This is a genomic window from Rheinheimera pacifica, from assembly GCF_900108485.1.
In the GTDB taxonomy this organism is placed as follows: Bacteria; Pseudomonadota; Gammaproteobacteria; order Enterobacterales; family Alteromonadaceae; genus Alishewanella; species Alishewanella pacifica.
The window spans coordinates 99,797-123,206 of the sequence record NZ_FNXF01000003.1; the positions used below are offsets into that span (position 1 = coordinate 99,797).

A 23,410-nucleotide genomic window follows, 5' to 3' on the forward strand; every position below is an offset into this window, starting at 1 on the left:
TAAAAGCTGATGCGCGATTTATTACTGGTTCTGTTTTTATTTGTCGCGATTTATTTCTGCTTTAAACGGCCATTTTTAGGGATTGCATCCTGGGCATGGATCTCGCTGATGGCCCCGGCGAACTGGGCGTTTGGTTTTTCCAGCAGTTTCCGGCTTAACCTGACCATAGTACTGGTCACGGTTATATCCTATATTGTGGTGCAAAAAAGAAAGACTTTTGCTTTCAATTCAATAAGTTTCTGGATTTTGTTATTCGCCATCTGGACATTAATTACCTCGTTTACCAGCTTGCACAGTATCTCAACGTACGCAACTGACTACTGGCAGCAGTTTATTAAGGTATTAATTTTTTACTTCTTTATATCTCTGATTATTAATAAAAAACTACATATAGACACCTTAATATGGGCAATTGTGCTGGCCATTTCCTCCTATGCCGCCATGGAGTCGGTTAAATTTATTCTGTCAGGTGGTGGCCATATGGTTACAGGCCGGGCCGGTGCTATCCGCGATCGTAACGATTTTGCCGTTGCCGTTAATATGTGTATTCCACTGATCGTTTATCTGATCTACGCCACCCGGCATTATTACTTAAAACTGGGCTTGTGGGGCCTGCTGCTAATGAACATTCTGGCTATTGTCGGCACAGGTTCACGTGGCGGTTTTATTGGTCTGACAATACTGGCTTTAGCATTTTGGTGGAAGTCTAAACGTAAACTACTTTGGGCCCTGTTAGCCCTTATTATATTGCCCACCGCTTATCAGTCTACGCCGGAACATTGGCGCGAAAGACAAAGCACCATTGAAACTGCATCCACCGATGACGCCTCTTTTATCGGCAGGTTATGGGCCTGGAAAATTGCAGTTATGATAGCGCGCGACCACCCTATTACAGGTGCCGGATTTATGGGGGCAACAGACCACCTGGTGTGGCATAGCTACGCGCCTTTCACGCCATTTTTTGGCCCGATTGAAACACCAGAAATACCTGAAGGTTCAGCCCCTAAAGCCGCACATAATATCTATTTTCAGGTATTGGGTGATCACGGCTATGTTGGCTTAAGCATCTTTCTGATGATTTTAACCAGTATGTTATGGGTAAACAGAGGTAACCGGTTAAAAGCCAAAAAACATCAACAGCTCTGGTGCGAAAAACTCAGCGCAGCAATATCATTGTCTCTGATAGGTTTTTGTGTCACCGGCGCTAACGTTAGCCTGGCGTATTTTGACTTATTTTATGCCCTGGCTGGCATTGTCTCGGTAATATCGATATATAAACTTTATCAGCCGCAGCAACGGCCAGCCAAAAACGATACAACAGCAGAAACCACACCCTATCGGCCAAAGCTAACCTACTAGAAACTCTGCGCTTAATAAAGCGCAGAGTGGCTTTAAGGTATTATCCTGCCTTGTGCCTGCAGTTTATTTCTCAACCCCGGCACCGGGTAGCCAAGCTGATAAGCTCTGGTTGCGTAATGTACGGCGTCATCTGTCTGCCCGGCATCAAGTGAGTACCAGCCCAAAAAGTAATTTAACTCTGCTGATTCAGCCTGCAAATTCTCAGGTGCCTGTTTCAACACTTTTAGTGCAGCTTTGGCATCGCCGTTTCTTTTCAGGTAATAAGCTAAAGCCGTGTAAGACAGTGAGTTATTTTTATGGGTTTTTAATAAGCCCCGCAGCGTCTCAAAACCGGCCTGTTTGTCGCCCATTTCAAAATGCACCTTGGCCATATCAATATAAATTTCCGGGTACCAGCTGTGATCTTTATTGATATTGCGTGCAGTAAACTGAATTTCACTTAGTGCCCGCTTTAAATTTGCTTCACGCAGATTACCCGAGCTTGACTCGGCACGTTTAAGATAGACCACCCCAGCACAATAGTGCCAGGCTCCGCCAGCTGATTCGGCAAAGGCCAGCGCCTTACTACTGTCGGCTTTACTCTGGTTAGGGTACAAACCGGATTTACGCGCTGAGCCGGTTGCAGAATATGCCAGTTTGCAACGTTGATCCCAGGTACTGAACTCAGCCTGGGTAGGCGTAAAATCAAAACCGAACACAGATGTCGGTAATATTAGCGCTGCGGTATAAATAAAAACTGATTTTTTCATCACTACCATCCCTGATAAATATTATTAAAAGCAAAAACGCATTAACCATAGCAAAATCCGGCCAATTTAGCATTACTGATCATCCGGCTTTAACTTTGCCGCGCCAGACGTTAGAATGGCGCATTGCCGTAAAGGTTATGGCAAAAATTCAAGAGGATTGCATGGATAGCATATCCAGCCGGGCCCGCACGGCTTTCAGATGGACATTGAGTTTGCGACTGCTGTCACAGGTGTTTACCTGGCTTTCGTCTCTTTTTGTTATCCGCCTGCTCACTCCGGCTGATTATGGCATAGTGGCCATTGCTGAAATGGTGCTGATGCTGGCACTGCAATTTGCCAGTGCCGGGCTGGGTGACGTTCTGGTGCGGCAAAAGCAGCTGGACGAGCCTTACATCAGAAAAATTCTCAGCTTACTTATGCTGCTAAACGGCGGCCTTGCCATATTGCAGCTCAGTTTTGCTGGCGCTGTAGCCGCTTTCTACCAGCAACCGGCTCTGGAATATGTGCTGTACGTTTCGGCAGCGGTGTTTCTGGTAATGCCATGGATCACGGTGTCATCCAACCTGCTTGCCAGAGAAATGAATTTTAAAAGCCGCTCTAAAATCGATTTTGCCGCCACCCTCAGCGGCAGCGCGCTGGCATTGCTGTTAGCCTTTTATGGCTTTGGTTTCTGGTCACTGATACTGTCAAATATTGTGGTGGTGTTTATCCGCGCTATTGGCTATAACCTGACGCTGCGCCGGTTTTACCTGCCACTGTTTCAGTTTGGTGGCATGTTGCCGGCATTAAAATTTGGCCTGACATTGATGGCTACCGGCATACTGTTTACGCTATTTATGAAAGCCGACATTCTGATTGCGGCCAGATTTATTGAAGCCAGCCAGCTTGGCTATTACGCCGTGGCAATGCATCTGGCATTAATGCCAATGACAAAAGCCATGCCGCTGATTAATGAAGTTGCTTACCCTATGTACGCCGCTATCGGGCACGACAAGCAAAAGTATCAGCAGGTATTCTGTTATATGCTGCGCATTATTACCCTATTTTGCTTCCCGTTATTTTATGGTTTTGCCGCTACTGCCGATGAGCTGGTGCAACTGGTGCTGGGCCAGCACTGGAGCCATGCCGTGTTGCCGTTGCAGCTGATACTGCTGACCATACCGCTGCGCATTATTTCAAACCTGTTTACACCGCTGATGAAGGCGCTGGGCTTTCCCTCTACCGGCCTTATCCATGTCAGTTTTTCGCTGTTGCTGACGGTCATTGCCATTTATTTTGCTTCGGGCTATGGAATTACCGCGGTGGCAGCATCCTGGCTTATTACCACCCCCCTGTTTTTCCTGTTTGCGGTATACTTATGCGCTTCGCGCGCGGGTATCAGCAGCATGGCAATTATCGGGGCAGTTATGCCGCCATTGCTGTTATCCTGCGCTATGTTGGGGTTACTGTATGGCATGCAGCAACTGGTATTGGCCGACATGGCTATGCTGCCAAGGCTGATGATCATGATAGTGGCCGGTGCAGTGTTTTATGCGCTTGCGCTGCGCTTGTGTTTTAAAGAACGTTTTAACGAGGCCCTGAAATTCAGGCTCTGATACAAGGATAGTATTTTGCAGCTCTATTATTTTAAAGATAAAGAAGGTAATTTCGGCGACGATCTGAACCCCTGGTTATGGCAGCAGTTGTTCCCGGATTTCTTCCGTGCTGATGCAGCCGAGCTGTTTGTCGGTGTAGGCACGCTGTTAAATCATCGCATTCCAGCGGCACCGGCGGTAACTGTATTTGGCTCCGGCCACGGTTATGGCCAGTTACCTGCCATCAATGCAAACTGGAAGTTCTACTGTGTACGCGGCCCGTTAACAGCTCAGGCGCTGGGGTTACCAGCAGAGCTGGCGATTACTGATCCGGCATCGTTATCTGCACAGTTGTATACCCCTGCCGTAAACAAACAATATAAAGTCAGTTTTATGCCGCATTGTGAAAGTGCGCGGCTGGGCGACTGGGCCAGAGTATGTCAGCAGGCCGGTATCCACTTTCTCGACCCGAGAAAACCTTTTCTGCAGGTTTTTGACGGCATCAGGCAATCAGAGCTACTGCTAACAGAAGCTATGCATGGCGCCATACTTGCCGACTCGTTTCGCGTACCATGGATCCCGGTAAAAGCCTATCCGCATATATCAGAATACAAATGGCAAGACTGGCTGCAGTCGGTACAGCTAACTGCAGAGTTTTCAGCTATTCCGCCGGTATGGCGAGGCGATCAGTCGGCAGAGAAAACCGTGCGGCTGAAAAATATGCTTAAGCGCAGCTTGCAAAATACGCCGTTATGGCGCTCAGACTGGGGAGCACCACCACCACGGCAATCTCCTGCACACCATATCGATCTGGTTGCGGCAAGATTGGCAGATATTGCCAATATCACCGCGCCGCACCTGAGCAGTAATACCGTATTTAATAACAACACGGCACGCTTGCAGGAAAAGGTACACCAGTTTAAGCAGGACTTTGGTATTTGAAATGGTATCTGAAATGACAAGCCCTTTAGTCAGTGTCATTATCCCGTGCTATAACAGCGCCGCCCATATTACAGCAGCGATTGACAGCGTACTGACGCAGGATTACGCCAACATCGAAGTCATAGTAGTAGATGACGGCTCAACCGATAACAGCATTGATATTTTGCGCCAGTTTGGTGACAAAATTATTGTGCTGCAACAGGCTAACCAGGGGCCTGCAGCAGCCCGGAATGCCGGTATGCGCATCGCCAGCGGGCAGTTTATCGCCTTTAATGACAGTGACGATTTATGGTTACCCGGTAAATTAACCGCACAGATCACCTATTTACAACAACACCCGGAGATCGGCTTATGCTATTGCGGCTGGGCCATCTGGCATGGTGAAACGTCGCTGGAGCAGATCTCTGCTCAACTGGCTGATGCCGGTCAGACTGATGCAGCTGAAGATGCCTATTACAGTGGCTGGTTATATCTGAAGCTGCTGAAAGACTCGGTTATTCATACCATAACTGCCGTAATGCGGCGGGAAATAATAGACACCATTGGCATGTTTAATACGGATTACCGTATTGGCGAAGATCATGATTTCTGGCTGCGGATATCGCAACGATATCAAATGGCAAAACTGTCGCAAACCTATGCGGTGTACCGTGATAACCCACATAGCACGACAAAAAAAGTACATGCGAAAAACTTCAGCCTGCTGGTGCTTGAATCTGCCGTGGCACGCTATGGCCTTACCTGCCCTTCCGGCGCACGAGAATCTCAGGCGGTTGTTAACAACTATCTGGGCGGCCGGCATTTTACTTATGGCTATAATGCGATGATACAAGGCCACAGAGATAAAGCGCTGGTATCGTTTAAAGGTTGTATTCGCTATCGTTACCGGCTGGGTAAAGCGGTATTACTTAGTGCTATATGTGCAGTACCGCTGTTGTATAAACTGTTTTTACGTAAAAAAATACCGGCAAGTAGTTAAGTGAAACAATGATTGTTAACTGTAATAAAGTAAGGAATACCATAATGTGGCGCCATGCAGGAACTGACACCTTTACAGCAGCTGATGCCGGCACTACCACGCCGCCCAGCTATATGCTTAGCCTTAACGGGACAGGTGCACTGAATACACTGCATATTTTCAGCCAGCGCCCGTTGCAGGTAGCAGAAGATGACCAGACACTGGTATGCCTGCTGGGCCGGGTGAGGCCATATAACCAAGATTACCTGCCCAGCGATGCTGCACAATGGTTTTTACAGTTGCATCAGCAACAGCCGCAACAGTTTTATACGCAGATTGCCGGTTTCTTTGTATTGATCATTGTCGACAAACACCAGGGTACCGTTAGCATAGTCAATGACCATGTCGGCGCGGTGCCTTTTTATATCGACAGCAGACAACAAGGTCAACTGGTACTGAGCGACAGCCTGTCGTTATTGCGCCAGCATAACCCCTGCGTAAATCTGGATACACAAGCAGTATACAACTACTTGTATTTCCACTGCATTCCGTCGCCTGATGCCATATACCAGCAAATCAAAAAGCTGGAACCGGGTGTAACCTTTACGGTTGGCCCAGATGGCAACCTGCATAGCGAAACCTATTATCAGCCTGATTTCACCCCATCAGCCGAACCACAGCAGTTATTACAGCAGCAATGTCAGCAACTGATCTCCGAAGCCGTTGCGCGTAATATCAGCCCCGACTGCGCAGCCTTTTTAAGCGGTGGGCTGGATAGTTCAACAGTAGCCGGTATGCTGGCAAAGCACAGCGCTAATACCGGTGCCAGCGCCAAAACCTATTCGATTGGTTTTGAAGCACAAGGCTACGACGAAACAGCCTATGCCCTGATCACAGCAAAACATTTCGGCACCGAACATAAAGTGCATTACCTGCAGCCGGCAGAAATCACGCAGCATTTTAGCACCGTGGCCGCCGCCTTTAATGAACCCTTTGGTAACTCTTCTGCGATGGCAGCGTATATCTGTGCCAAAGTGGCTGCAGACGATGGTATAAAAGTGCTGTTAGCCGGCGATGGTGGCGACGAAATATTTGCCGGTAACGAGCGCTACGTCAAACAAAAAACCTTTGAACATTACCGTGCCCTGCCAGGCCCACTGCGCTTATCGCTGGACCTGTGTTTCTACAACGGCCTGGCCGCAAAATTGCCGGGGCTGAAAAAGGCGTATAGCTATATTAACCAGGCCAAAGTCGCCTTACCGGATCGGCTGGACAGCTACAACTTTTTAAACCGGTTTGATATTAACGACATGTTTTGCCCGGCGTTTATTGCCCATATTGACAGCCAGTTGCCGTTACAACAAAAGCAACAACGTTATAAAGCGTGCCGCTCTGCTGATGCCGTTGACTGCATGATGTATCTGGACTGGAAATTTACCCTGGCAGATAACGATTTGGTTAAAGTTAGCAGCATGTGTCAGCTGGCCGGTGTTGAAGTGCGTTACCCGCTGTTTGAAAAAGAAGTGGTCGATTTTAGCTGCAAAGTCAGCGCCGGTATAAAAGCACCGGGGCAAAAACTGCGTGATTTTTACAAACGCAGTTTTACCGGGTTTCTGCCCGATGCCACCCTCAGTAAAAGCAAACATGGTTTTGGCCTGCCGTTTGGCGTATGGATGAAACAACAACCTAAACTGCAACAAATAACCGCAGATAGTCTGGCCAGCCTGAAACAGCGCAATATTATTCAGCCAAGCTTTATCGATAAAGCACTGGCAACCTATCAGCAAGGCCATTCAGGTTATTATGGTGAGCTGGTATGGATTATGGTTACGCTGGAATTGTGGCTACAACAACATGAGGCCGGTTATGTTGCATAAAATACTGCAAGTTACTGGTAAACTCCTTGGCCGCAATAAGCTAAGTATTCTGATTTATCATCAGGTACTGGCAAAGCCCGATCCAATGCGGCCCAGCGAACCTACCGCAGAGGTGTTCGACTGGCAAATGCGCTTATTGCGCGACTATTTTACCCCGCTGTCACTGCAGGATGCCCTGCAACATCTGCAGCATAATACCCTGCCCGCCAATGCAGTGTGTGTTACCTTTGACGATGGTTATCTGAATAACCTGACAGTAGCCCAGCCCATACTGGCCAAATACGGCATTCCGGCCACGGTGTATGTTGCCACAGCTTTCAGCCAGGGTACCAATATGTGGAATGACCGGCTGATTTATCTGTTTTCGCAACCTGAGCGCCAGCAGCTACAACTGGGCGATACGCAGTTAGCCTTAACGGACGCCGCAGACCGGCGCAGTAAAGCGCAGCAATGGCTGAAAAAATTAAAATACCTGCCAATAGCACAGCGGCTGGAAAAAATTGACCAGTTTTATCAGCAAAATAATGCCACCGAGCAAGAGCCACTGATGATGTCACCAGCGCAGATAAAACAGCTATCTGACAGCGGCGTTACCATTGGCGCCCATACGGTAAACCACCCTATTTTAAAGGTGATGCCTGAAGAACAGCAGTTACAGGAAATTACTCAATCGAGGCAACAACTGGAAAACTGGCTGGGCAAACCTGTGCAGCACTTTGCCTACCCTAACGGGGTAAAAGACACGGATTTTGATGACACTACGGTAAAACTGGTTACTGAATCCGGCTTTAGCAGCGCGGTGATTACTAACTGGGGCGTGTCTACTGCAACAACATCACCCTACCTGCTAAAACGCTTTACACCCTGGGATAAAAGCCCGCTGAAGTTCCACAGCCGGCTAACCCTTAACTATACCAAGCCTGCACATGTCTGACCCGGTTTGCTGGCAAGTACAGCTGTTTGATATAAACGATCCGCAGTTTTTTGCGGACTGGACCCTGTTAAGCAACAGCTATCATGGCAATAATCAATTGCTTGGCACTGAGTTTCTTACCTCATTATTAGTGTATTTTGGCCATACACCGTTATACCAGGTGCGTGCCATCTGGCAGGGGCAAGTGCAATGTCTGATGTTGCTGCGACAGCGAAACAAACTGATCTGGGAGTTGTATAAGCCCAGCCAGGCTCAGGTTGGCTTGTTGCTGATAAATCCGGCCTTTACGCCAGATGTAACGGCATTACTCCGCGCATTACCGGGCATAGCAGCCCGTATCGATTTTCTCAGCCTGGATCCGGCAGAACATCTGGCGCTACTCAATGCACTGCATGATCATCAGCAGGCGTTTTATGCCACTAATATGCAGATAAGGTTACAAAACGGCTTCGACAGCTATTGGCAGTTACGCTCAAAAAACCTGCGTAAAAATATGTCGCGCTATGAAAACCGCCTGCAACGCGAAAATACAACTGTCGATTTTCGCCAGATCAGTAGTGCGCAACATATTAAGTCTGCTGTAGATCGCTACGGCATGATCGAATCTAAAGGCTGGAAAGGTAAACTCGGTACGGCCCTGCATCCCAGCAACCGGCAAGGCCAGTTCTACCGCGACTTTTTATATCAGCTGGCGCAGCAGAACAATGCCATGGTTTATGAATACTACATACAAGACCGGCTTGTTGCCTCCAGGCTATGTTGCATCAAACACGATATGCTGATTATTCTGAAAACAACTTTTGATGAAGAGTTTAAAAGCTTCGCGCTGGGCCGCCTGTTGTTAAAACAGATCCTGCATACGCTGTTTGACAACCACAGCGTAAAAGTAATCGATTTTTATACTAACGCCTCACCAGAACAGCTTGAATGGGCTACCGACACCCGCTCTATCTACAACGGCACCGTGTATGCAAAAAACATCTTTGGCAACACCTTACAGTTATTAACCCGGCTAAAGCAAAAACTGAAGAAAAAACCCGTGGCAGAGGTGGCTGAACCATGACAGAGCCAGCCGTACAACAGAGCCCTTCAGCTTTACCGCCGGTGTTTGTCTGCAACTACTGGTTCAGTGCTTTTGCCGAGCATGTAAACCATAACAAACACAACTTTAGCCTGCCTTTAACCGCTCATGCCGGCCTGGCTTTTTTTAGCAGCACACCAAACCAGCCTGATAATATCCTGGACAGCATGACGAATTACTACTCGCCAATCTATGGTATTGCCGGGCAGCCGATAGCCACTTTGCCCTGTGCTGCGACTTTACAACAACACGCCGGTATATTTTCAGCCTACGATTATATTAATATTCTACCGCTTTACAGCAACCAGGCGCAGGCCTGGTGCCAAAGCTTTGCCACCTTAGGTTTTAAGGGCTTTATGTACCAACACTCGGTAAACTGGTATGAGCCCAATATCACCAGCTTAGCGCAGTACTGGCAACGCCGGCCCAGCCAGCTGAAAAACACGCTGAAACGTAAGCAAGAGCTGATGAATAAAGACGGTAACTTTAACGTAAAAGTATACAGCGAAGGTTCTGCAGAAGTGCTGATGCAAGCGCTGATTGATTACCATCAGGTGTATTACCACAGCTGGAAACGCTCTGAACCCACCCCGGCTTTTATTGACAGCATCTGCCAGCACAACTGGCAAATTAATGCCCTGCGTATTGGCGTCATTTACTACAATAACGAACCGATAGCAGCACAAATATGGTTTGTATACGATAAAACCGCTGCCATTTTCAAACTGGCTTATAACAAAGACTTTACGCGCTTCAGCCCGGGAACAGTGCTGACAGCCGCACTGCTTGAGCATGTGATATGCCTTGACAACGTTAACACGGTCGATTTTCTTACCGGCAATGACGATTATAAAAAAGACTGGATGTCAGCAAAACAGCCACTTTATGGTATTCAGCTATGTAACAACCGGACATGGCGCGGCAAACTAAAGGCGCTGACGAACGCTATTGCCAACTTTAAACACAAACCCGCGCCGAAATAATCACACTACTTTGTCGTCAGCTTGCAGAATCAGCCTAATGCCTTCACTATGTGTTGCAGTTGCTGTTTTGATAAAGCCTGATGCACCGGCAGTTGTACCAGATGTTGTTGATAGTGGCTGGCAATGCCGGTTGCTGTTGTTGCCAGCTCTTCCCAGCGCAATACCTGAATTTGCTGCTGACGCAATCGCGTAAAGCCATAAATGTCATGCAGTAAAAACGGCAGTACGTAAGGTACGTCATGCTCTGTCAGAGTTGGATATAATACCTGCCCCGCACTGCTGCGCTCCAGCTGCTGCGCTAAATAGTGATAATTTTCCCGCCGCTGCCGGCTAATGGCAGCGTAATTACTGCGTAACATCAGCCAGCGGCTGGCTCGTAAACAATCAGCAATTTGCATACCGGCGCGAAAATAACGCAAATCTGCATCAGCAGAGCCAGTTATCGGCCGATTACCGCTGCGCAGCGCTTTTAATTCTGTAGTAAAACCGGCAGCTACCTGCGTATCAGCTTTATAACCGGGGAGGTACAGCACGCCGCCATCTGCGGTACCCAAAGTTTTAGCAATACTGCTGACACTGGCGCTGATAGCTGGCGGTTGTGCCGCGCAGGTTTGCCAGAAATGCGCCAGGCTATGCGCGTTATCTTCAATTACGGCTTTGTTAGCAGCAAACGCCACCTGAATAAGCTCATCAGCATTTTGACTAAAGCCAAAATAACGCACCACTACCACATGGGTAACCTGCGGGGTAAGTAAGTGGCTAAAAGTAGCAATATCGGTGCTTAAATCGGCCAACTGCGGGTAAAATACAATGTTATAACCGGCATAAATAAATGGCTCTACTAACGCCGGGCAATGATACGCCGGTAACAACACGGTATTTTGCTGCGCGCTATGCTTTAAATGCAAAGCTGCTGCCGCCAGTGCATATCTGGCACGGCTAAAAGTGCTAACATGGTTAACAGGCAGCGGATATCGCCATAAACTACTGCCTGTTAACGTAAAGGCAGGTTGTGCTTTGATCAGCGAAGGCGGGAAATGTTTGGCATCCATTAATGGCGCAGAAAATTGTACCGGCATTGACTCAGTCCATGAATTCACACCGCACTATGCTATAGCAGTACCACCGCACAAACAACAACCCAAATAGTTGCCTAAATACAAAAAGTACCAAGATACAAACTTGGTCATCGCCTCAGCAACGGTTATCATAGGGCCTGTTCAGGTTTACGCACAAGGAAGGTAAAGTGCAACAACATCACCTCAGTACCGGTTTTATTCAGCTGAACCAGCGACAGTTATTTCTTCGCACCATGCAAAACAGCGGGGGTAATGGCAGTGCTGTTATAGTTATTCCACCGTTTGCCGAAGAAATGAATAAATCCCGCCATCTGCTAAACGCGGCTATGCGGCAATTGGCTGCGGCTGGTTACAGCTGCTTTATGCTGGATAATTATGGCACCGGCGACAGCGCCGGTGATTTAGATCAGGCCAGCATAGACATCTGGCGCGATGATCTCTACCAATTATTGCTGCTGTTGCAGCAACAGGGCTACCAAAACATCAACTTTATTGCTGTGCGCTTTGGCGTAATACAACTGTTCGATTTAATGAATAAACACATTTTACCGTTGCCGATGCAGCAACTGGTGTTATGGCAGCCGGTATTTGATGTCAGTAAATTCTGGCAACAGTTTGTACGGTTAAAAGTGGCAGAAGCCATGGCGGCAGGCAATAAAATCAGCCAGAAGGATTTGGAGCAGCAGCTAAGCGAAGGTGAAAATATTGAAATTGCCGGTTATCCGATTAGCCCGGCGTTTTATCACAGCCTGCTTGATATCAATAGCAGCTCTCCGGCGCAACTAAGCGGCATTAAGCTGCAGTGGCTGGAGACATCGCAGCTGGATACCGTGGCCTTACCGGTACAAAAAATGCGCGAGCAGTTACAGCAACACTGCCAGCTACATTATACCCAGCTAAAAGCCGAGCCCTACTGGCAAACGGCAGAGCTGGCCAGCGCAGAGCAACTTATTGCCCTTACCCTGCAATACTTAACTGAAGGTGCGCAGCATGACTGAACGCTATATCAGCCTGGCAGGCGCCGGTTATCAGCTCAGTGCCATTTTGCATCAGGGCGCAGCAACAACCGGCGTATTATTGATTGTGGGCGGGCCACAGTACCGCGTTGGCAGCCACCGGCAGTTTGTTAAACTAAGCCGCTATCTGGCTGCTCAGGGCGTACCTTCAATGCGGCTGGATACTGCCGGCATGGGTGATAGCAGCGGCGGTAAAGCCGCGTTTTATCAGCAAACGGCAGATATTGAACTGGCGATTGATGCTTTTTTCCAACAGTGCCCGCAACTAACACAAGTGGTGCTGTGGGGCCTTTGCGATGCTGCCAGTGCTATTTTGATTAAACTCAACCGGCCAGATCCACGCATCAGTGGTGTAATACTGCTGAATCCCTGGGTGCGCCAGCAGCAAAGCCATGCCAAAACCATGCTCAAACACTATTATTTAAAGCGTCTGCTAAGCAGGCAGTTCTGGCATAAACTATTTGGCGGCGGTTTGGCGCTGCGTCGTAGCCTCAGCTCGTTCTGGCAGACATTACGGGCCAGCAAAACTGCCACTGTCGCCGCAACAGCCCAGCTTACAGTAACAGAGCAAAATTATGTCGCCGCCATGCTTAGTGGCTGGCAGCAATTTAATGGCAAAGTGCTGCTGATAAGCAGTGGTAACGATCTAACTGCGCAGGAATTTTTGCAGCTATGTGCCGACAACCCGGCCTGGGGTAAATGTTTGCAGGATGCCGGGCACTACCCTATCAGCGATGCCAGCCATACTTTTTCCAGCGCGCGCTGGCGGGAGCAGGTTGAGCAACAAAGCTATAATTTTTTGCAAACCACAAAGTAAATGCTGTTGATACCGTTCGGTTAAATAAAGCCAGGGAGCAGGATGCTTATGCACAGCACTAACAACGAAGCCGCTTTGCACAAATGGTTGCTGCTGGCTTGTGTGCTTTATCTGGCCTTTATTATTTACGGCAGCCTGGTGCCTTTGCGTTATGTCGCGCTGCCGTTAAACGACGCAATAGAACGCTTTTGGCAAATTCCGTATCTGCAGCTTGGCATACGCTCACGCGCTGACTGGGTAGCCAATATTCTGCTGTTTGTCCCGTTTGCTTTTTTACTTTGTGCGCTTAGTTTCCGCCCCGGCGCAACTGCTGTAAACCTGTTACTTGCTGGTGTTATCTGGCTGTTTTGCGCCGCTTTAGCCGTTAGCATAGAGTTTACCCAGTTGTATTTCCCGCAGCGCACAGTGTCCATTAACGACATTATTGCTGAAGCCACCGGCGCTATGCTGGGTATCATTTTGTACTGCTTCAGAGGCCGTCAGCTAAAACAGTTTTTAGCCTCGCTGGCGCTCATCCGTGGTCAGGCTTCGGTAGTTACTTACCTGCTAATTGGCTATGTTGCTATTTTTGTCCTGTACAACCTGTTACCGCTGGATCTAACCCTAAGCCCGGTAGAGCTATATAAAAAGTGGCGTGAAGGCCGTATTATACTGCTGCCATTTTCCGGTTACCGCGGCTCTGCAGCTGAAATTGGCTATGCGGTACTAAGCGATATTCTGTTGTGGTGCCCTATCGCCGTGCTGTTGTATCTGCAACAAAAGCAGGCAGGCATCAGGTTGTACAGCAAGGTGCTGTTACTGGCGCTGCTGCTGGAATTTTGTCAGTTGTTTGTATACAGCCGGGTTACCGATATCAGTGATGTACTCTGCGCCTTAATAGCCACCTGGCTTAGCGTAACGTTGTTGCGTTTGTGGCAACGCAACCCTGCTAGCAATATTGCCGGTCCCACGGCAAAACTCACGCCGTGGTTGTTGTGGCCGGGTGCAATTGTGCTGTACAGCCTGCTGCTTTTAATGCTGTTTTGGTATCCGTTTAACTTTAATTTTGACTGGGCTTTTATCAACCAGCGGCTGCAAGCTGCACAGGGCAAGGTGCTGCTGGAGTCGCTTTACTTTGGCACTGAGTACCGTGCTATTACTGCACTGCTGCAAAAACTGCTGGCATTTCTCCCGCTTGGAGTGTTACTGGCGCTGTTTCAGCGCAGGTTGTCGCTGCGCTGGCAGCAACACACGGTACAGGTTATTGGCAGTATTTATGTGATTACCCTGGCATTATTATGCGAAGCTATGCAACTGGCATTGCCCGGTAAAACGGTAGATATTACCGATACCGTACTGCAAATAGGTGGTGCTGCTGCGGGCTTTGGTTTCACTGTTTTTTTCGCTAATCGCCTGCAGCAGCCAGACAGCGCTGTGTTTAATCATCCCCATGCCGTACCACCTGGCTTATCAACCCCGTTAGCCGTTACACCGGCATCAGCGTTGTACATAAAGCTCGCCAGCCATTTGGCTGTATCCGTGCTGGCCATGTTTTTGTTAAGCCTGGTGCCGGCATTACCCTACAATGTGAGGGAACTGTTAAGCGATAATATCAGCGCTATTCCTGGTTTGTGCCTGATGCTGTACCTGCTGGCTATGCCCGCAGTGTTGAGTTTTAACAGCTATGCCCGTTTTATCCTCTGGGCCCCACTACTGTGTCTTACGCAGAGCCTGGTTATATTCTGGCTGCTGTACGCCACCGTACCGACAGAATCACTGCATGACATTGTTGGCGCTCCGGTAACAACGCTGCCACGGGCCTTTGAGTTAATGCTGCGTTTTATCGGCTTTTTCAGCCTGATCCAGTTTAACTGTATGGCAGCACTGCAATTTATTTACAGCCGTAGCAAAATACCCGCCACCATTTTATGGCTCGGCGCGAATGCTGTAGTGGCGCTGTTCTGGTATCTGGCCGTAGTAAAAATGGCAGCAACTGACAATATTGTTGAGCTACTGGCAGATGGCGGCAGCCTGATTGCCATCACAGCACTTACTGCGTGGCTGATGTTGTTGTTTAGCCTTGCCGCTTATTTAGCTCAGCAATGCTGTGCCCCAGTGCACACCCGCTGGAAATATCTGCCACTGCTTATCTTATTTGTGCTGCCGCTGTCCTGGTGGCTGCTGCAAAATGCCACTGAAAGTGTTATCGTCAAATACCAGCAAGCTTATTCAGCGCTACAGTTTTTGCTCAGTACGGACAGAACCCAGTATGCCGCTCCGCTGCAATTATTTATGCGCTACAGCCTGGCTTTTATCACACTGCTTGGGCTGTTGTGCTGGTTTTTTATTCCGGCTTTAGCGCTGCGGCGCAATGTAAAATTCTCTGGTTCAAGGGCTTAACCATTCCATGCTAAATAGGTTATCGCGCTATTTTTTGCGCAGCGTAGTGTTATTGGCAGTGCTTGCCGTGACTTTGTTTTTTCTTATTACATCAAAACCGGTGTTATCACAGCGGACTATAGAAGCCAGCGATGTTACCACGGCGCAACGTGTGCTATCTGACACCGTGCAGCATCTGGCGCAACCCAACGGCAATATAAAACTGATCTTTGATCAGCAGCAGCTGGATGCGCTGATGAACGTGGCCAGTTATGCCCTGCCACAGGTAGAGTTTAGTGGTGTGCTTAATCCGTTTGGCGTAGCGTTACATGGCCAGGCCAACCTGCCGCTAAGCTGGCCCAGACGCGGTGTACAGACGTCCTGTTTATTTATGCCGTCAGACAGAGGTTTCGCTATTGAACACTGCAAACTGGGCGCAATAAAGCTACCGGGCTGGATTGCTAACCCGTTGCTAAGGCTAATGGTGCGCACTGTCATCGCTACACCGGCAGATCAGCAGTTGCTGGCTTTATTCGCCAGAGGCGAGCTGATAAACAGCCGCCTGCATTTTGAGGCAGCCAATGCCAGCCCGATTAAACTAAGCCTGCATCCGCAAATTCATCGGCCATTTAGTTTTGGCTCAGCCCAAAGCGCGGCGGCAGATGTCGAATTTTATCTGCAGCAGTTAAAACAGTTACAACGCCAGCATAAACGCGAGCGCCGGCTGGCATTTTTTGCCCACAAACTGTTACTTGTTGCTATAAACCGCGCAGACAACAGCGATTTAGAAACCGAGTATACAAACGCTCTTTGGGCTCTGGCTGTGGCCTTTGCCAACAAAAGATTTATTTATTACGCCAACCCTGACGTAAAGCTGCATCAGGTACCGAATATGCCACCCATGCTGCTAAACGGCCGGCGCGACCTTACCCTACACTTTTTATATTCGGCGGTGCTACAAATGCTGGGAAATACTCAGCTATCGCAGCAAATTGGCAATCTGAAAGAGATTATGGATGCAGACAGAGCCAGCGGTGGCTCGGGTTTCAGCTTTGTCGACCTGGCAGCAGACAGAGCCGGCACCCACTTTGCTGAGCACTTAGCATCAGTAACACCGCAACAGTTAAGCCAGTTTAACAGCCTGACCTTTGAACAAGCGATAATGCCGCCGACGCAGGATTTACCAGAAGGTTTAACTGAACAACAATTACAACAAAAGCTTGGTGGCTATAATGGCGCAGGTTTTAAACAGCTGGAGCAGGAAATTACCCGGCGCATTAATGCATTAAAGCTATATAACAGCCTGCCAAAGCCAGCTGTTAATTAAAAATCATCGCGGTAATAATGCCCGGCGTTAAACTGCTGCGCTATATTTTTTATCCGCAGTTGCACGTCATCAGGCAGCTGTTTGCGCCATTTATAGGCAGATTTTAACGGGTCTTTAGTGGTACTGTAATAAGCACTGTTGTCGCTGCCATGTACCGACTGCGCCAGATACTGCAGGCATTGCTGGTCTGCTTTTAAGCCACAAAATGCCAGACACTGCTGCAACACCTGTTGGGGGTTTTTACACAAGTTTTCATATACCAGTACCATGTTGCTGCTGTCACCTGCACATTGCGCCAGCGCAAAATCATTAATAATGCCCCAACGCACTGCCAGCCGCTCTTCTTTACTCATTTGCTTTAAGCTGTCCAGGCTAAAGCGCTGCTCGCCACTTTGCTGCAGTAATTTAGTGTACAGATCCCAGTCTTCCCAGATTGGCAAACCACCATCAAACAAGCCGGCGTCCTGTCCTTTTAATGTAGAAGCAATATGGCCACACGGATGGCGTAGTATATGAATGCTGCGTGCCGGCACCAGTTGTTTAATCGCCGCCATGCGGCCAAGTGACTCGATTGACTTCCAGACGATTTGTTGCTGCGCAGATTGCAACCGTAATGGCTTAATAAACCGCGGCACACCCAAGCGGCCAGCTATTTTAGTAGCGTAAGCACTGCCCAGAAAGAGCAACCAGCTAACCGGGTTAAGGTAGTCTTTGGCAAAAAACGGCCGCGAGGCAATCACTTTTTCCGCTTTGCTGGTAAACCATAACTCAAGTTGTGACTGCAATGGATACTGCGTGGCTTCATCTGCCTTTAACAATAACGGAATAGCTATATTTGGCTGCACGCTGTCTGGCTCATGCAAATAGTACGTCTGGCGCTGTGCATCAAACAGTTTACCAAGCCAGGTAGTACCTGAACGGGGCATGCCAAATAACAAAATACAGTGTTTACTCGTCATTAAAATATCCTTATTAAGCCCGTTATATTGCTAATTATTCACACCTCAATGGCAGGTCTTTTAAAACTGAAAATAAATAAAAGGCGCTTCGCCCGATCCCAGCATAAGCATACTGTAAAGTAACAGTACCACAACTGAGGCCTGCAGCAGTTGTGGTGTGGTCAGGTAACGCTGTTGCCATAACGCCATATAATGCTGCGGGATCAGGTGCAGTACTATTGCCACCAGTAACGCAACCGCGCCGGCAGTAGTAAGATGAAACGATAATGCCATGTTTTGCCAGATAGCCTGCAGGTAGCCCCCGGCTTGATGCAGATCCTCAGCCCTGAACATTACCCTTAATACACATACCAGAAAAAAGGTTCTTAGCACTGCCAGCGCCCAGCGCCAACCTGTTTGGCTGCCAAACCAGCCGTACTTACGCATATAACGCTCAAACGCAACCAGCACACCATGGCAAAAACCATAAAGCAGAAAATTCCAGCCAGCCCCATGCCATACCCCTATGGCAACAAAGGTGAGTACCAAATTGATATAAACATTGCCGCGTTTACTGCCACCCAGCCCGTGATAAAGGTAGTCGCGGAAAAAAGACGACATAGAAATATGCCAGCGCTGCCAAAAATTAGAAATACTGTCGGCCAGGTAAGGCCGGTTAAAATTTATCGGCAACTGATAACCCAATAAACGGGCGCAGCCTCTGGCAATATCGGTATAGGCGGAAAAGTCCAGATACACCTGAAAACTGTAACCTATTAATGCCAGCACTAAAAATGCGGAAGAATGATTAGCGTAGTCCGTAAAGGCCGGGTCAACCAAATGCAGCGCCAGTATATCTGCCAGCAATACTTTTTTAATCAGGCCGCGGATAATCAGCATAACCCCTTCCTGCTGTGCAGCGCTGTCAGCAGGGGTATGCTGCGCCAGTTGCGGCAGAAAATAACTGGCGCGCACTATTGGCCCGGCAACCAACTGCGGAAAAAACGATACAAACAGTGCAAAGTCGGCCAGCGAATCAACAGGGTCCAGCTGCCGGCGATAAATATCTATCGTATACGACAACGCCTGAAACGTATAAAACGAGATCCCCACCGGCAAAATAATATGCAGAATATTAATATGCGACGACATGCCCAGCATGGAAGCGACGGCATCCAGATTAGCGAGAAAGAAATTAAAATACTTAAACAGCCCCAGCACACCTAAACTAAACAGCAGCGATACCGACAGCCAGATTTTGGGCCTTGCCGAGTAACGAATTAACCGGCCACAGTAAAAATTTACTACTGTCATAGCAAACAGCAAAGCACCAAAACGCCAATCCCAGCTCATATAAAACCAGTAACTGGCCAGCAATAGCAGCATCTTCTTCTGGCCGTTGTGCTGAACTAGCCGCAGCAAAATAACCAGAGCAATTAAAAACACATAGAAATGAAATGACGTAAAACTCATGGCGTTACCTGCCGCGTATCTTTTAATACCTGCGCCAGCGCAACAGCAACGGCCTGCTCACCTTTAGCTGAAAAATGCACGCTATCAGTAAAGTATTCGCGCCCACCAGGCACCTGCCCGGATAAACTGACATAATGCACATTAATAAACTCAGCAGCTACCTGCTGTTGCACCTGGTTATATTGTTCAAACACCTCAGAAAACTGTCCGACAGTTAAACACGGCGTGTAATAAAGTGCTGAAGCGGCCAGTTGCTGCTGTAACTGCAGTGGCTGCTCTTTACGAAAGGAGCGCAAATTTTCAGCAAACAATATGGTTTTAACCTGTCGCTGTTGCGCCAGCTTAACTATTTGCCTTAGTGAGGCAGCATATTGCTGCAGGTAAGGGCTAAGATCGGGCATCGGGGAAAACTTGTAAGGCACGTAGCGTAAATCTGTGCTGTTTTTCAACAGTAAATCAACGCTTAATAGCCATTTGGGTGCTTGTAACTGCGGCAAAGCATAACTTTCAGTGGTGCTGCTGCGCCGACACAACCGGCCAATGTCATTGCTTAAACCAGAATAAAGAATTAATACATCTTCTGACAAGCCTGCCAGTTGCTCGGCATATAACAAATACTGGCTGCCAATATCATTTCCCGGTATACCGGCATTAATGACCTCCAGCGGCATATCGCTGCTGATCCGCTGCAGTATCGCCGGAAAAGTATCATCGTTGGTAGCAGCATAAGCGCCATAAGTGCTCGAAGCGCCAAGCGCGATAACTCTGGTAGTACTGCTTGTTTTTGCTCCGACAGCTGCAGAGCGCAGCCCCAGTTGATTACTTTGTACCTTAATGCTGCTGCCGGCAAACTCGATATCCGGTGCCAGCAGCTGATAGCCATCATGTTGCACAAAAAGAGAAACAGCTTGTGCACTGTCAGCAAAGGCGGCGTTAAGAATGCTATTTCCAAACTTTAGCTGCGCCCTTACTTGCAGCACAAATTCCATCAGTACAAACAACAGCAGGGCCAGTAATAAGGTTTTCCCTATCTGACTGTCCTTAGCCATGTTGAAGCTCTCTGTTTAGTGGTTATAAGATCACAGTAAAATCTCCGCCACTGCTGCATGGCCAAGAAAGTCCTGTGGGCTTGCTGTGGGCCCGTAAGCCCCAGACTGGTACACCACTACCCAGTCTCCTATGTCAGCCTGCGGCAGGCTGACTTTATCTGCGAGTATATCCAGTGGCGTACATAAAGGCCCCACCACTGTTACCGGTTCAGCAGCAGCTTGCTGCATTTTATTGCCAATAGCCACCGGATAATTTTTACGGATCACCTGGCCAAAATTGCCGGAATTTGCCAGATGGTGATGTAAACCACCGTTACATACCAGATAGGTTGTGCCCCGCGACACTTTTTTATCCACCACCTGACAAGCATAAACGCCAGCCTCTGCTACCAGGTAACGGCCAAGTTCAATTACCAGCTCTATACCGGCAAGGGCGTGTTCGTATTGCTGTAGTAGGTGTTTAAGCGATAAACCAATAGGCTGTAAATCAAGCCGTTTTTCACCGGGAAAATAAGGAATACCAAAACCACCACCCAGATTGATCAAATCAGGCCGGTATGGGCACGCGGCAACCAGTTTAGCCGCCAGATCAAACGTAAGCTGATGTGCTTCTGTCAGTGCTTCAGTTTTTAGATTTTGCGAGCCGCAAAAAATATGAAACCCACGCAACTTCACCGGCATGGCGGCAATCTGGGTCAGTAGCTCAAACACTTGCTCTTCATCAATACCAAAAGGCTTAGCACCACCGGCCATTTTCATGCCTGAAGCTTTAAGCTCAAACGCCGGGTTAACCCGCAGTGCTACCTGGGGTGTGACCTTATGCTGTTTACCCAACTGGCAAATACGCTGCAGCTCACTGGCCGATTCTACATTTAGCGTTACACCTGCTGTAATAGCAGCGGCAAGCTCAGTATCAGTTTTACCCGGGCCGGCAAAGCTGATATCGGCTACCGGCATTCCGCTTTGTAATGCCAGCAGCATTTCTTTTTGTGATGCCACATCAAAACCATCTACCAACGGGCGCATATGCTGCACAACAGGCCAGTATGGGTTAGCTTTTACCGCATAGTGCAGCTTAATTCTGCCAGGAATTGCCGCCCTGAAACGCTGGATCTGTTGGTTTATAATCTGGCGGTCGTAAGCATAAAACACAGTTTTGCCAAGCATAGTACTAATAGCATTAAGGCTGAAACCGCCCAGCAACAGCTCATCCCCCTGACAGCTAAATTGTGACATCAGCTCATGCTGCGGCGCTTGTGGCCGTGTTTCTGTATTCAGGCTACTACTCATCTGGATGCCTCATTAAAATAACCCCGGTACTGCTCTGACAATAGCTTACGATCAATTTTACCATTGGCATTTTTTGGCAGCCCTTGCTGCACAATTAAAGCTTTTGGCTGCATAAAATTAGGCAAACTGCGTTTTAGCTGGGTTGTCCAGTTAGCAATGTCCGGTTCATTACCGTCTTTGCAGGCAAATAACACCAGAATGGCTTGCTCCAGCTCAGGGTGCGGCACACCAATGGCGGCAACATCAACCAGTGCAGGGCTAAGTTGGTACACGGCCTCTTCCACTTCAGTAGGGCTAACCCGATAACCTGAAGTTTTAATCATTTCATCGCGCCGGCCAATAAAGTATAAAAAGCCATCTTCATCGCAGCGCACTGTATCGCCAGACCACACCGCAAGCTGCGGTAGCTGGATACCTTTAGGGGCTACCGGGTCAAACTTAAAGCGCTCAGCAGTTTTATCCGGGGCATTCCAGTACCCCAGGCTGACCAGCGGCCCGCGGTGCACCAGCTCTCCTGGCTCATTTGGCGCACACAAGCTGCCGTCTTCACGCACAACGACAATCTCGGCATTTGGAATAGCTTTACCCATAGAGCCGGGCCGCTTTTCCAGCTCAGCTGGCGGCAAATAGGTAGAACGGAAAGCCTCAGTTAAACCATACATTAAATAGGGTTCAGCTTTATTGAAAACCTGCTGCAGCTGTTGCAGCAAAGCCTGTGGCATAGCCCCACCGGAGTTGGTCAGATAACGCACAGTATCGGTGCTGCCTTCAACCCAGTTAGCTTTGGCCAGCTGCGCCCACAAAGGCGGTACCGCAGCAATGCCGGTTACCCCGTACTGCTGCACCGTGCGCACTACATCCTGTACCAGGAAAAAATCCAGCAACACCACACTGGCACCGGTTAAAAACGCGGTGGTCAGCTGGCTCAGGCCATAATCAAAGCTCAGGGGTAACAATGCCAGTAATACATCATCGGCTGTATTGTTAAGATAACTGGAGACACTCTGAGCGCCCACCAGCATATTACGGTGAGACAGTACCACCCCTTTGGGTTTACCGGTGCTGCCCGAGGTATACAAAATAGCCGCCATGTCCTGATCGGTTGCATGCGGATATAACTGCAATGTTCTGTGGCTGACATCAGCATAAAATGACTTCAGCTGAATATGCGCCAGCGGGCTCATATCTTCAGTAACGTCAGTCAATAACACCGTGTGCAAATCACTGCACAAATGCAGTTCTTCTTCTAAGGTCGCCAGCCGGTCTTTGCTGGTAATCAGCACCCGGACATTACAATCCTGCAGTATATGGGCTACCTGCGCCGCCTTTAAACCCGGATTCACCGGCACAAATACCGCACCGGCCATTGCGCAGCCAAACAGGCTGAACACGGTTTCAAATTGTTTGGGCAGGTACACCGCCACCCTGTCAAAACGCTTAACATCCTGCGCTTGCAACTGCACAGCAGTGGTTGTTACGCCTGAAGCAAGTTCAGCATAAGTTAAGGCGGTATTTTTAAAGTACAGTGCAGGACGCTTAGGAAAACGTGCAGCAGACTGGGTAACGATATCGTGGAGATTTTTGGTCATAGTATCCTTCAGACCTT

At 48.6% G+C, this 23,410-nt stretch carries 19 protein-coding genes; 12 read left to right on the forward strand and 7 right to left on the reverse strand.

Translation table 11 applies throughout. The annotated features are described in order from the left end of the window. The first annotated feature begins 9 nt into the window (after positions 1-9). Positions 10-1,359 (forward strand): putative O-glycosylation ligase, exosortase A system-associated, encoded by a 1,350-nt coding sequence (locus BLW68_RS04955; protein WP_092790901.1) that lies wholly within the window; start codon positions 10-12, stop codon positions 1,357-1,359. A 32-nt stretch (positions 1,360-1,391) separates the two neighbouring features. On the opposite strand, the gene BLW68_RS04960 is transcribed toward BLW68_RS04955, so the two are convergent. Then, complete coding sequence (locus BLW68_RS04960; RefSeq protein WP_092790904.1) at positions 1,392-2,108, reverse strand: tetratricopeptide repeat protein; 717 nt, start codon at positions 2,106-2,108, stop codon at positions 1,392-1,394. A gap of 161 nt (positions 2,109-2,269) precedes the next feature. Here BLW68_RS04960 and BLW68_RS04965 point away from each other — a divergent pair, with 161 nt between their 5' ends. Genes BLW68_RS04965 through BLW68_RS04995 form a run of 7 tightly spaced genes read left to right on the forward strand, consistent with a single transcriptional unit; the run spans position 2,270 to position 10,457 of the window. Further along, positions 2,270-3,703, forward strand: coding sequence for a lipopolysaccharide biosynthesis protein (locus BLW68_RS04965; protein ID WP_092791457.1), 1,434 nt, complete (start codon positions 2,270-2,272; stop codon positions 3,701-3,703). Between the two features lie 15 nt (positions 3,704-3,718). After that, a complete protein-coding gene (locus BLW68_RS04970) occupies positions 3,719-4,624 on the forward strand; it encodes a polysaccharide pyruvyl transferase family protein (protein WP_092790906.1) in 906 nt (301 codons plus the stop codon). Between the two features lie 13 nt (positions 4,625-4,637). After that, complete coding sequence (locus BLW68_RS04975) at positions 4,638-5,603, forward strand: glycosyltransferase family 2 protein (RefSeq protein WP_092791459.1); 966 nt, start codon at positions 4,638-4,640, stop codon at positions 5,601-5,603. Positions 5,604-5,647: 44 nt separating this feature from the next. Continuing rightward, positions 5,648-7,459, forward strand: a complete 1,812-nt coding sequence (locus tag BLW68_RS04980) for an asparagine synthetase B family protein (RefSeq protein ID WP_245728269.1) — start codon at positions 5,648-5,650, stop codon at positions 7,457-7,459. Next, positions 7,449-8,393, forward strand: coding sequence for a polysaccharide deacetylase family protein (locus BLW68_RS04985; RefSeq protein ID WP_092790908.1), 945 nt, complete (start codon positions 7,449-7,451; stop codon positions 8,391-8,393). The genes BLW68_RS04980 and BLW68_RS04985 overlap by 11 nt, the downstream gene beginning before the upstream one ends. Further along, complete coding sequence (locus BLW68_RS04990; RefSeq protein ID WP_092790910.1) at positions 8,386-9,456, forward strand: GNAT family N-acetyltransferase; 1,071 nt, start codon at positions 8,386-8,388, stop codon at positions 9,454-9,456. The genes BLW68_RS04985 and BLW68_RS04990 overlap by 8 nt, the downstream gene beginning before the upstream one ends. Continuing rightward, on the forward strand, positions 9,453-10,457 hold the full coding sequence (locus BLW68_RS04995; RefSeq protein WP_092790912.1) for a GNAT family N-acetyltransferase: 1,005 nt from the start codon (positions 9,453-9,455) through the stop codon (positions 10,455-10,457). The genes BLW68_RS04990 and BLW68_RS04995 overlap by 4 nt, the downstream gene beginning before the upstream one ends. A 29-nt stretch (positions 10,458-10,486) precedes the next feature. Here BLW68_RS04995 and BLW68_RS05000 read toward each other — a convergent pair whose 3' ends face one another. After that, complete coding sequence (locus BLW68_RS05000) at positions 10,487-11,536, reverse strand: DegT/DnrJ/EryC1/StrS family aminotransferase (RefSeq protein ID WP_092790914.1); 1,050 nt, start codon at positions 11,534-11,536, stop codon at positions 10,487-10,489. Between the two features lie 167 nt (positions 11,537-11,703). On the opposite strand from BLW68_RS05000, the gene BLW68_RS05005 reads away from it, so the two are divergent. The 4 genes from BLW68_RS05005 to BLW68_RS05020 are packed head-to-tail and all read left to right on the forward strand — an operon-like array spanning position 11,704 to position 17,054. Continuing rightward, a complete protein-coding gene (locus BLW68_RS05005; RefSeq protein ID WP_092790916.1) occupies positions 11,704-12,534 on the forward strand; it encodes an alpha/beta hydrolase family protein in 831 nt (276 codons plus the stop codon). Then, positions 12,527-13,369: a hydrolase 1, exosortase A system-associated gene (locus BLW68_RS05010; protein WP_092790918.1), complete on the forward strand. Its 843-nt coding sequence runs from the start codon at positions 12,527-12,529 to the stop codon at positions 13,367-13,369. Before BLW68_RS05005 ends, BLW68_RS05010 begins: the two co-directional genes overlap by 8 nt. Before the next feature lie 48 nt (positions 13,370-13,417). Then, the gene (locus tag BLW68_RS05015; protein ID WP_177172159.1) at positions 13,418-15,748 is read left to right on the forward strand and encodes a VanZ family protein; all 2,331 of its coding nucleotides are present in this window, start codon (positions 13,418-13,420) and stop codon (positions 15,746-15,748) included. A 7-nt stretch (positions 15,749-15,755) separates the two neighbouring features. Next, on the forward strand, positions 15,756-17,054 hold the full coding sequence (locus BLW68_RS05020) for a hypothetical protein (RefSeq protein ID WP_092790922.1): 1,299 nt from the start codon (positions 15,756-15,758) through the stop codon (positions 17,052-17,054). Here BLW68_RS05020 and BLW68_RS05025 read toward each other — a convergent pair. Genes BLW68_RS05025 through BLW68_RS05045 form a run of 5 tightly spaced genes read right to left on the reverse strand, consistent with a single transcriptional unit; the run spans position 17,051 to position 23,393 of the window. Beyond that, on the reverse strand, positions 17,051-18,013 hold the full coding sequence (locus BLW68_RS05025) for a sulfotransferase (RefSeq protein ID WP_092790924.1): 963 nt from the start codon (positions 18,011-18,013) through the stop codon (positions 17,051-17,053). The two genes, BLW68_RS05020 and BLW68_RS05025, sit on opposite strands and share 4 nt — an antisense overlap. Before the next feature lie 60 nt (positions 18,014-18,073). Beyond that, positions 18,074-19,465: an MBOAT family O-acyltransferase gene (locus BLW68_RS05030; protein ID WP_092790926.1), complete on the reverse strand. Its 1,392-nt coding sequence runs from the start codon at positions 19,463-19,465 to the stop codon at positions 18,074-18,076. Further along, positions 19,462-20,514 (reverse strand): SGNH/GDSL hydrolase family protein, encoded by a 1,053-nt coding sequence (locus tag BLW68_RS05035; RefSeq protein ID WP_092790928.1) that lies wholly within the window; start codon positions 20,512-20,514, stop codon positions 19,462-19,464. Before BLW68_RS05035 ends, BLW68_RS05030 begins: the two co-directional genes overlap by 4 nt. Positions 20,515-20,544: 30 nt before the next feature. After that, on the reverse strand, positions 20,545-21,804 hold the full coding sequence (locus BLW68_RS05040; RefSeq protein WP_092790930.1) for a pyridoxal-dependent decarboxylase, exosortase A system-associated: 1,260 nt from the start codon (positions 21,802-21,804) through the stop codon (positions 20,545-20,547). After that, positions 21,801-23,393 carry an acyl-CoA ligase (AMP-forming), exosortase A system-associated gene (locus BLW68_RS05045; protein WP_092790932.1) on the reverse strand — a complete coding sequence of 531 codons (1,593 nt, stop codon included), beginning with the start codon at positions 23,391-23,393 and terminating at the stop codon, positions 21,801-21,803. The genes BLW68_RS05040 and BLW68_RS05045 overlap by 4 nt, the downstream gene beginning before the upstream one ends. Positions 23,394-23,410 lie beyond the last annotated feature (17 nt).

Bases quoted from the DNA above. Each gene is read 5' to 3' on its own strand.
- BLW68_RS05040 (WP_092790930.1), bottom strand. From the start codon at position 21,804: ATGAGTAGTAGCCTGAATACAGAAACACGGCCACAAGCGCCGCAGCAT.
- BLW68_RS04960 (WP_092790904.1), bottom strand. From the start codon at position 2,108: ATGAAAAAATCAGTTTTTATTTATACCGCAGCGCTAATATTACCGACA.
- BLW68_RS04985 (WP_092790908.1), top strand. From the start codon at position 7,449: ATGTTGCATAAAATACTGCAAGTTACTGGTAAACTCCTTGGCCGCAAT.
- BLW68_RS05000 (WP_092790914.1), bottom strand. From the start codon at position 11,536: ATGCCGGTACAATTTTCTGCGCCATTAATGGATGCCAAACATTTCCCG.
- BLW68_RS05045 (WP_092790932.1), bottom strand. From the start codon at position 23,393: ATGACCAAAAATCTCCACGATATCGTTACCCAGTCTGCTGCACGTTTT.
- BLW68_RS04955 (WP_092790901.1), top strand. From the start codon at position 10: ATGCGCGATTTATTACTGGTTCTGTTTTTATTTGTCGCGATTTATTTC.
- BLW68_RS04980 (WP_245728269.1), top strand. From the start codon at position 5,648: ATGTGGCGCCATGCAGGAACTGACACCTTTACAGCAGCTGATGCCGGC.
- BLW68_RS05020 (WP_092790922.1), top strand. From the start codon at position 15,756: ATGCTAAATAGGTTATCGCGCTATTTTTTGCGCAGCGTAGTGTTATTG.
- BLW68_RS05025 (WP_092790924.1), bottom strand. From the start codon at position 18,013: ATGACGAGTAAACACTGTATTTTGTTATTTGGCATGCCCCGTTCAGGT.
- BLW68_RS04990 (WP_092790910.1), top strand. From the start codon at position 8,386: ATGTCTGACCCGGTTTGCTGGCAAGTACAGCTGTTTGATATAAACGAT.
- BLW68_RS05030 (WP_092790926.1), bottom strand. From the start codon at position 19,465: ATGAGTTTTACGTCATTTCATTTCTATGTGTTTTTAATTGCTCTGGTT.
- BLW68_RS05010 (WP_092790918.1), top strand. From the start codon at position 12,527: ATGACTGAACGCTATATCAGCCTGGCAGGCGCCGGTTATCAGCTCAGT.
- BLW68_RS05035 (WP_092790928.1), bottom strand. From the start codon at position 20,514: ATGGCTAAGGACAGTCAGATAGGGAAAACCTTATTACTGGCCCTGCTG.
- BLW68_RS05015 (WP_177172159.1), top strand. From the start codon at position 13,418: ATGCACAGCACTAACAACGAAGCCGCTTTGCACAAATGGTTGCTGCTG.
- BLW68_RS04995 (WP_092790912.1), top strand. From the start codon at position 9,453: ATGACAGAGCCAGCCGTACAACAGAGCCCTTCAGCTTTACCGCCGGTG.
- BLW68_RS04975 (WP_092791459.1), top strand. From the start codon at position 4,638: ATGACAAGCCCTTTAGTCAGTGTCATTATCCCGTGCTATAACAGCGCC.
- BLW68_RS04965 (WP_092791457.1), top strand. From the start codon at position 2,270: ATGGATAGCATATCCAGCCGGGCCCGCACGGCTTTCAGATGGACATTG.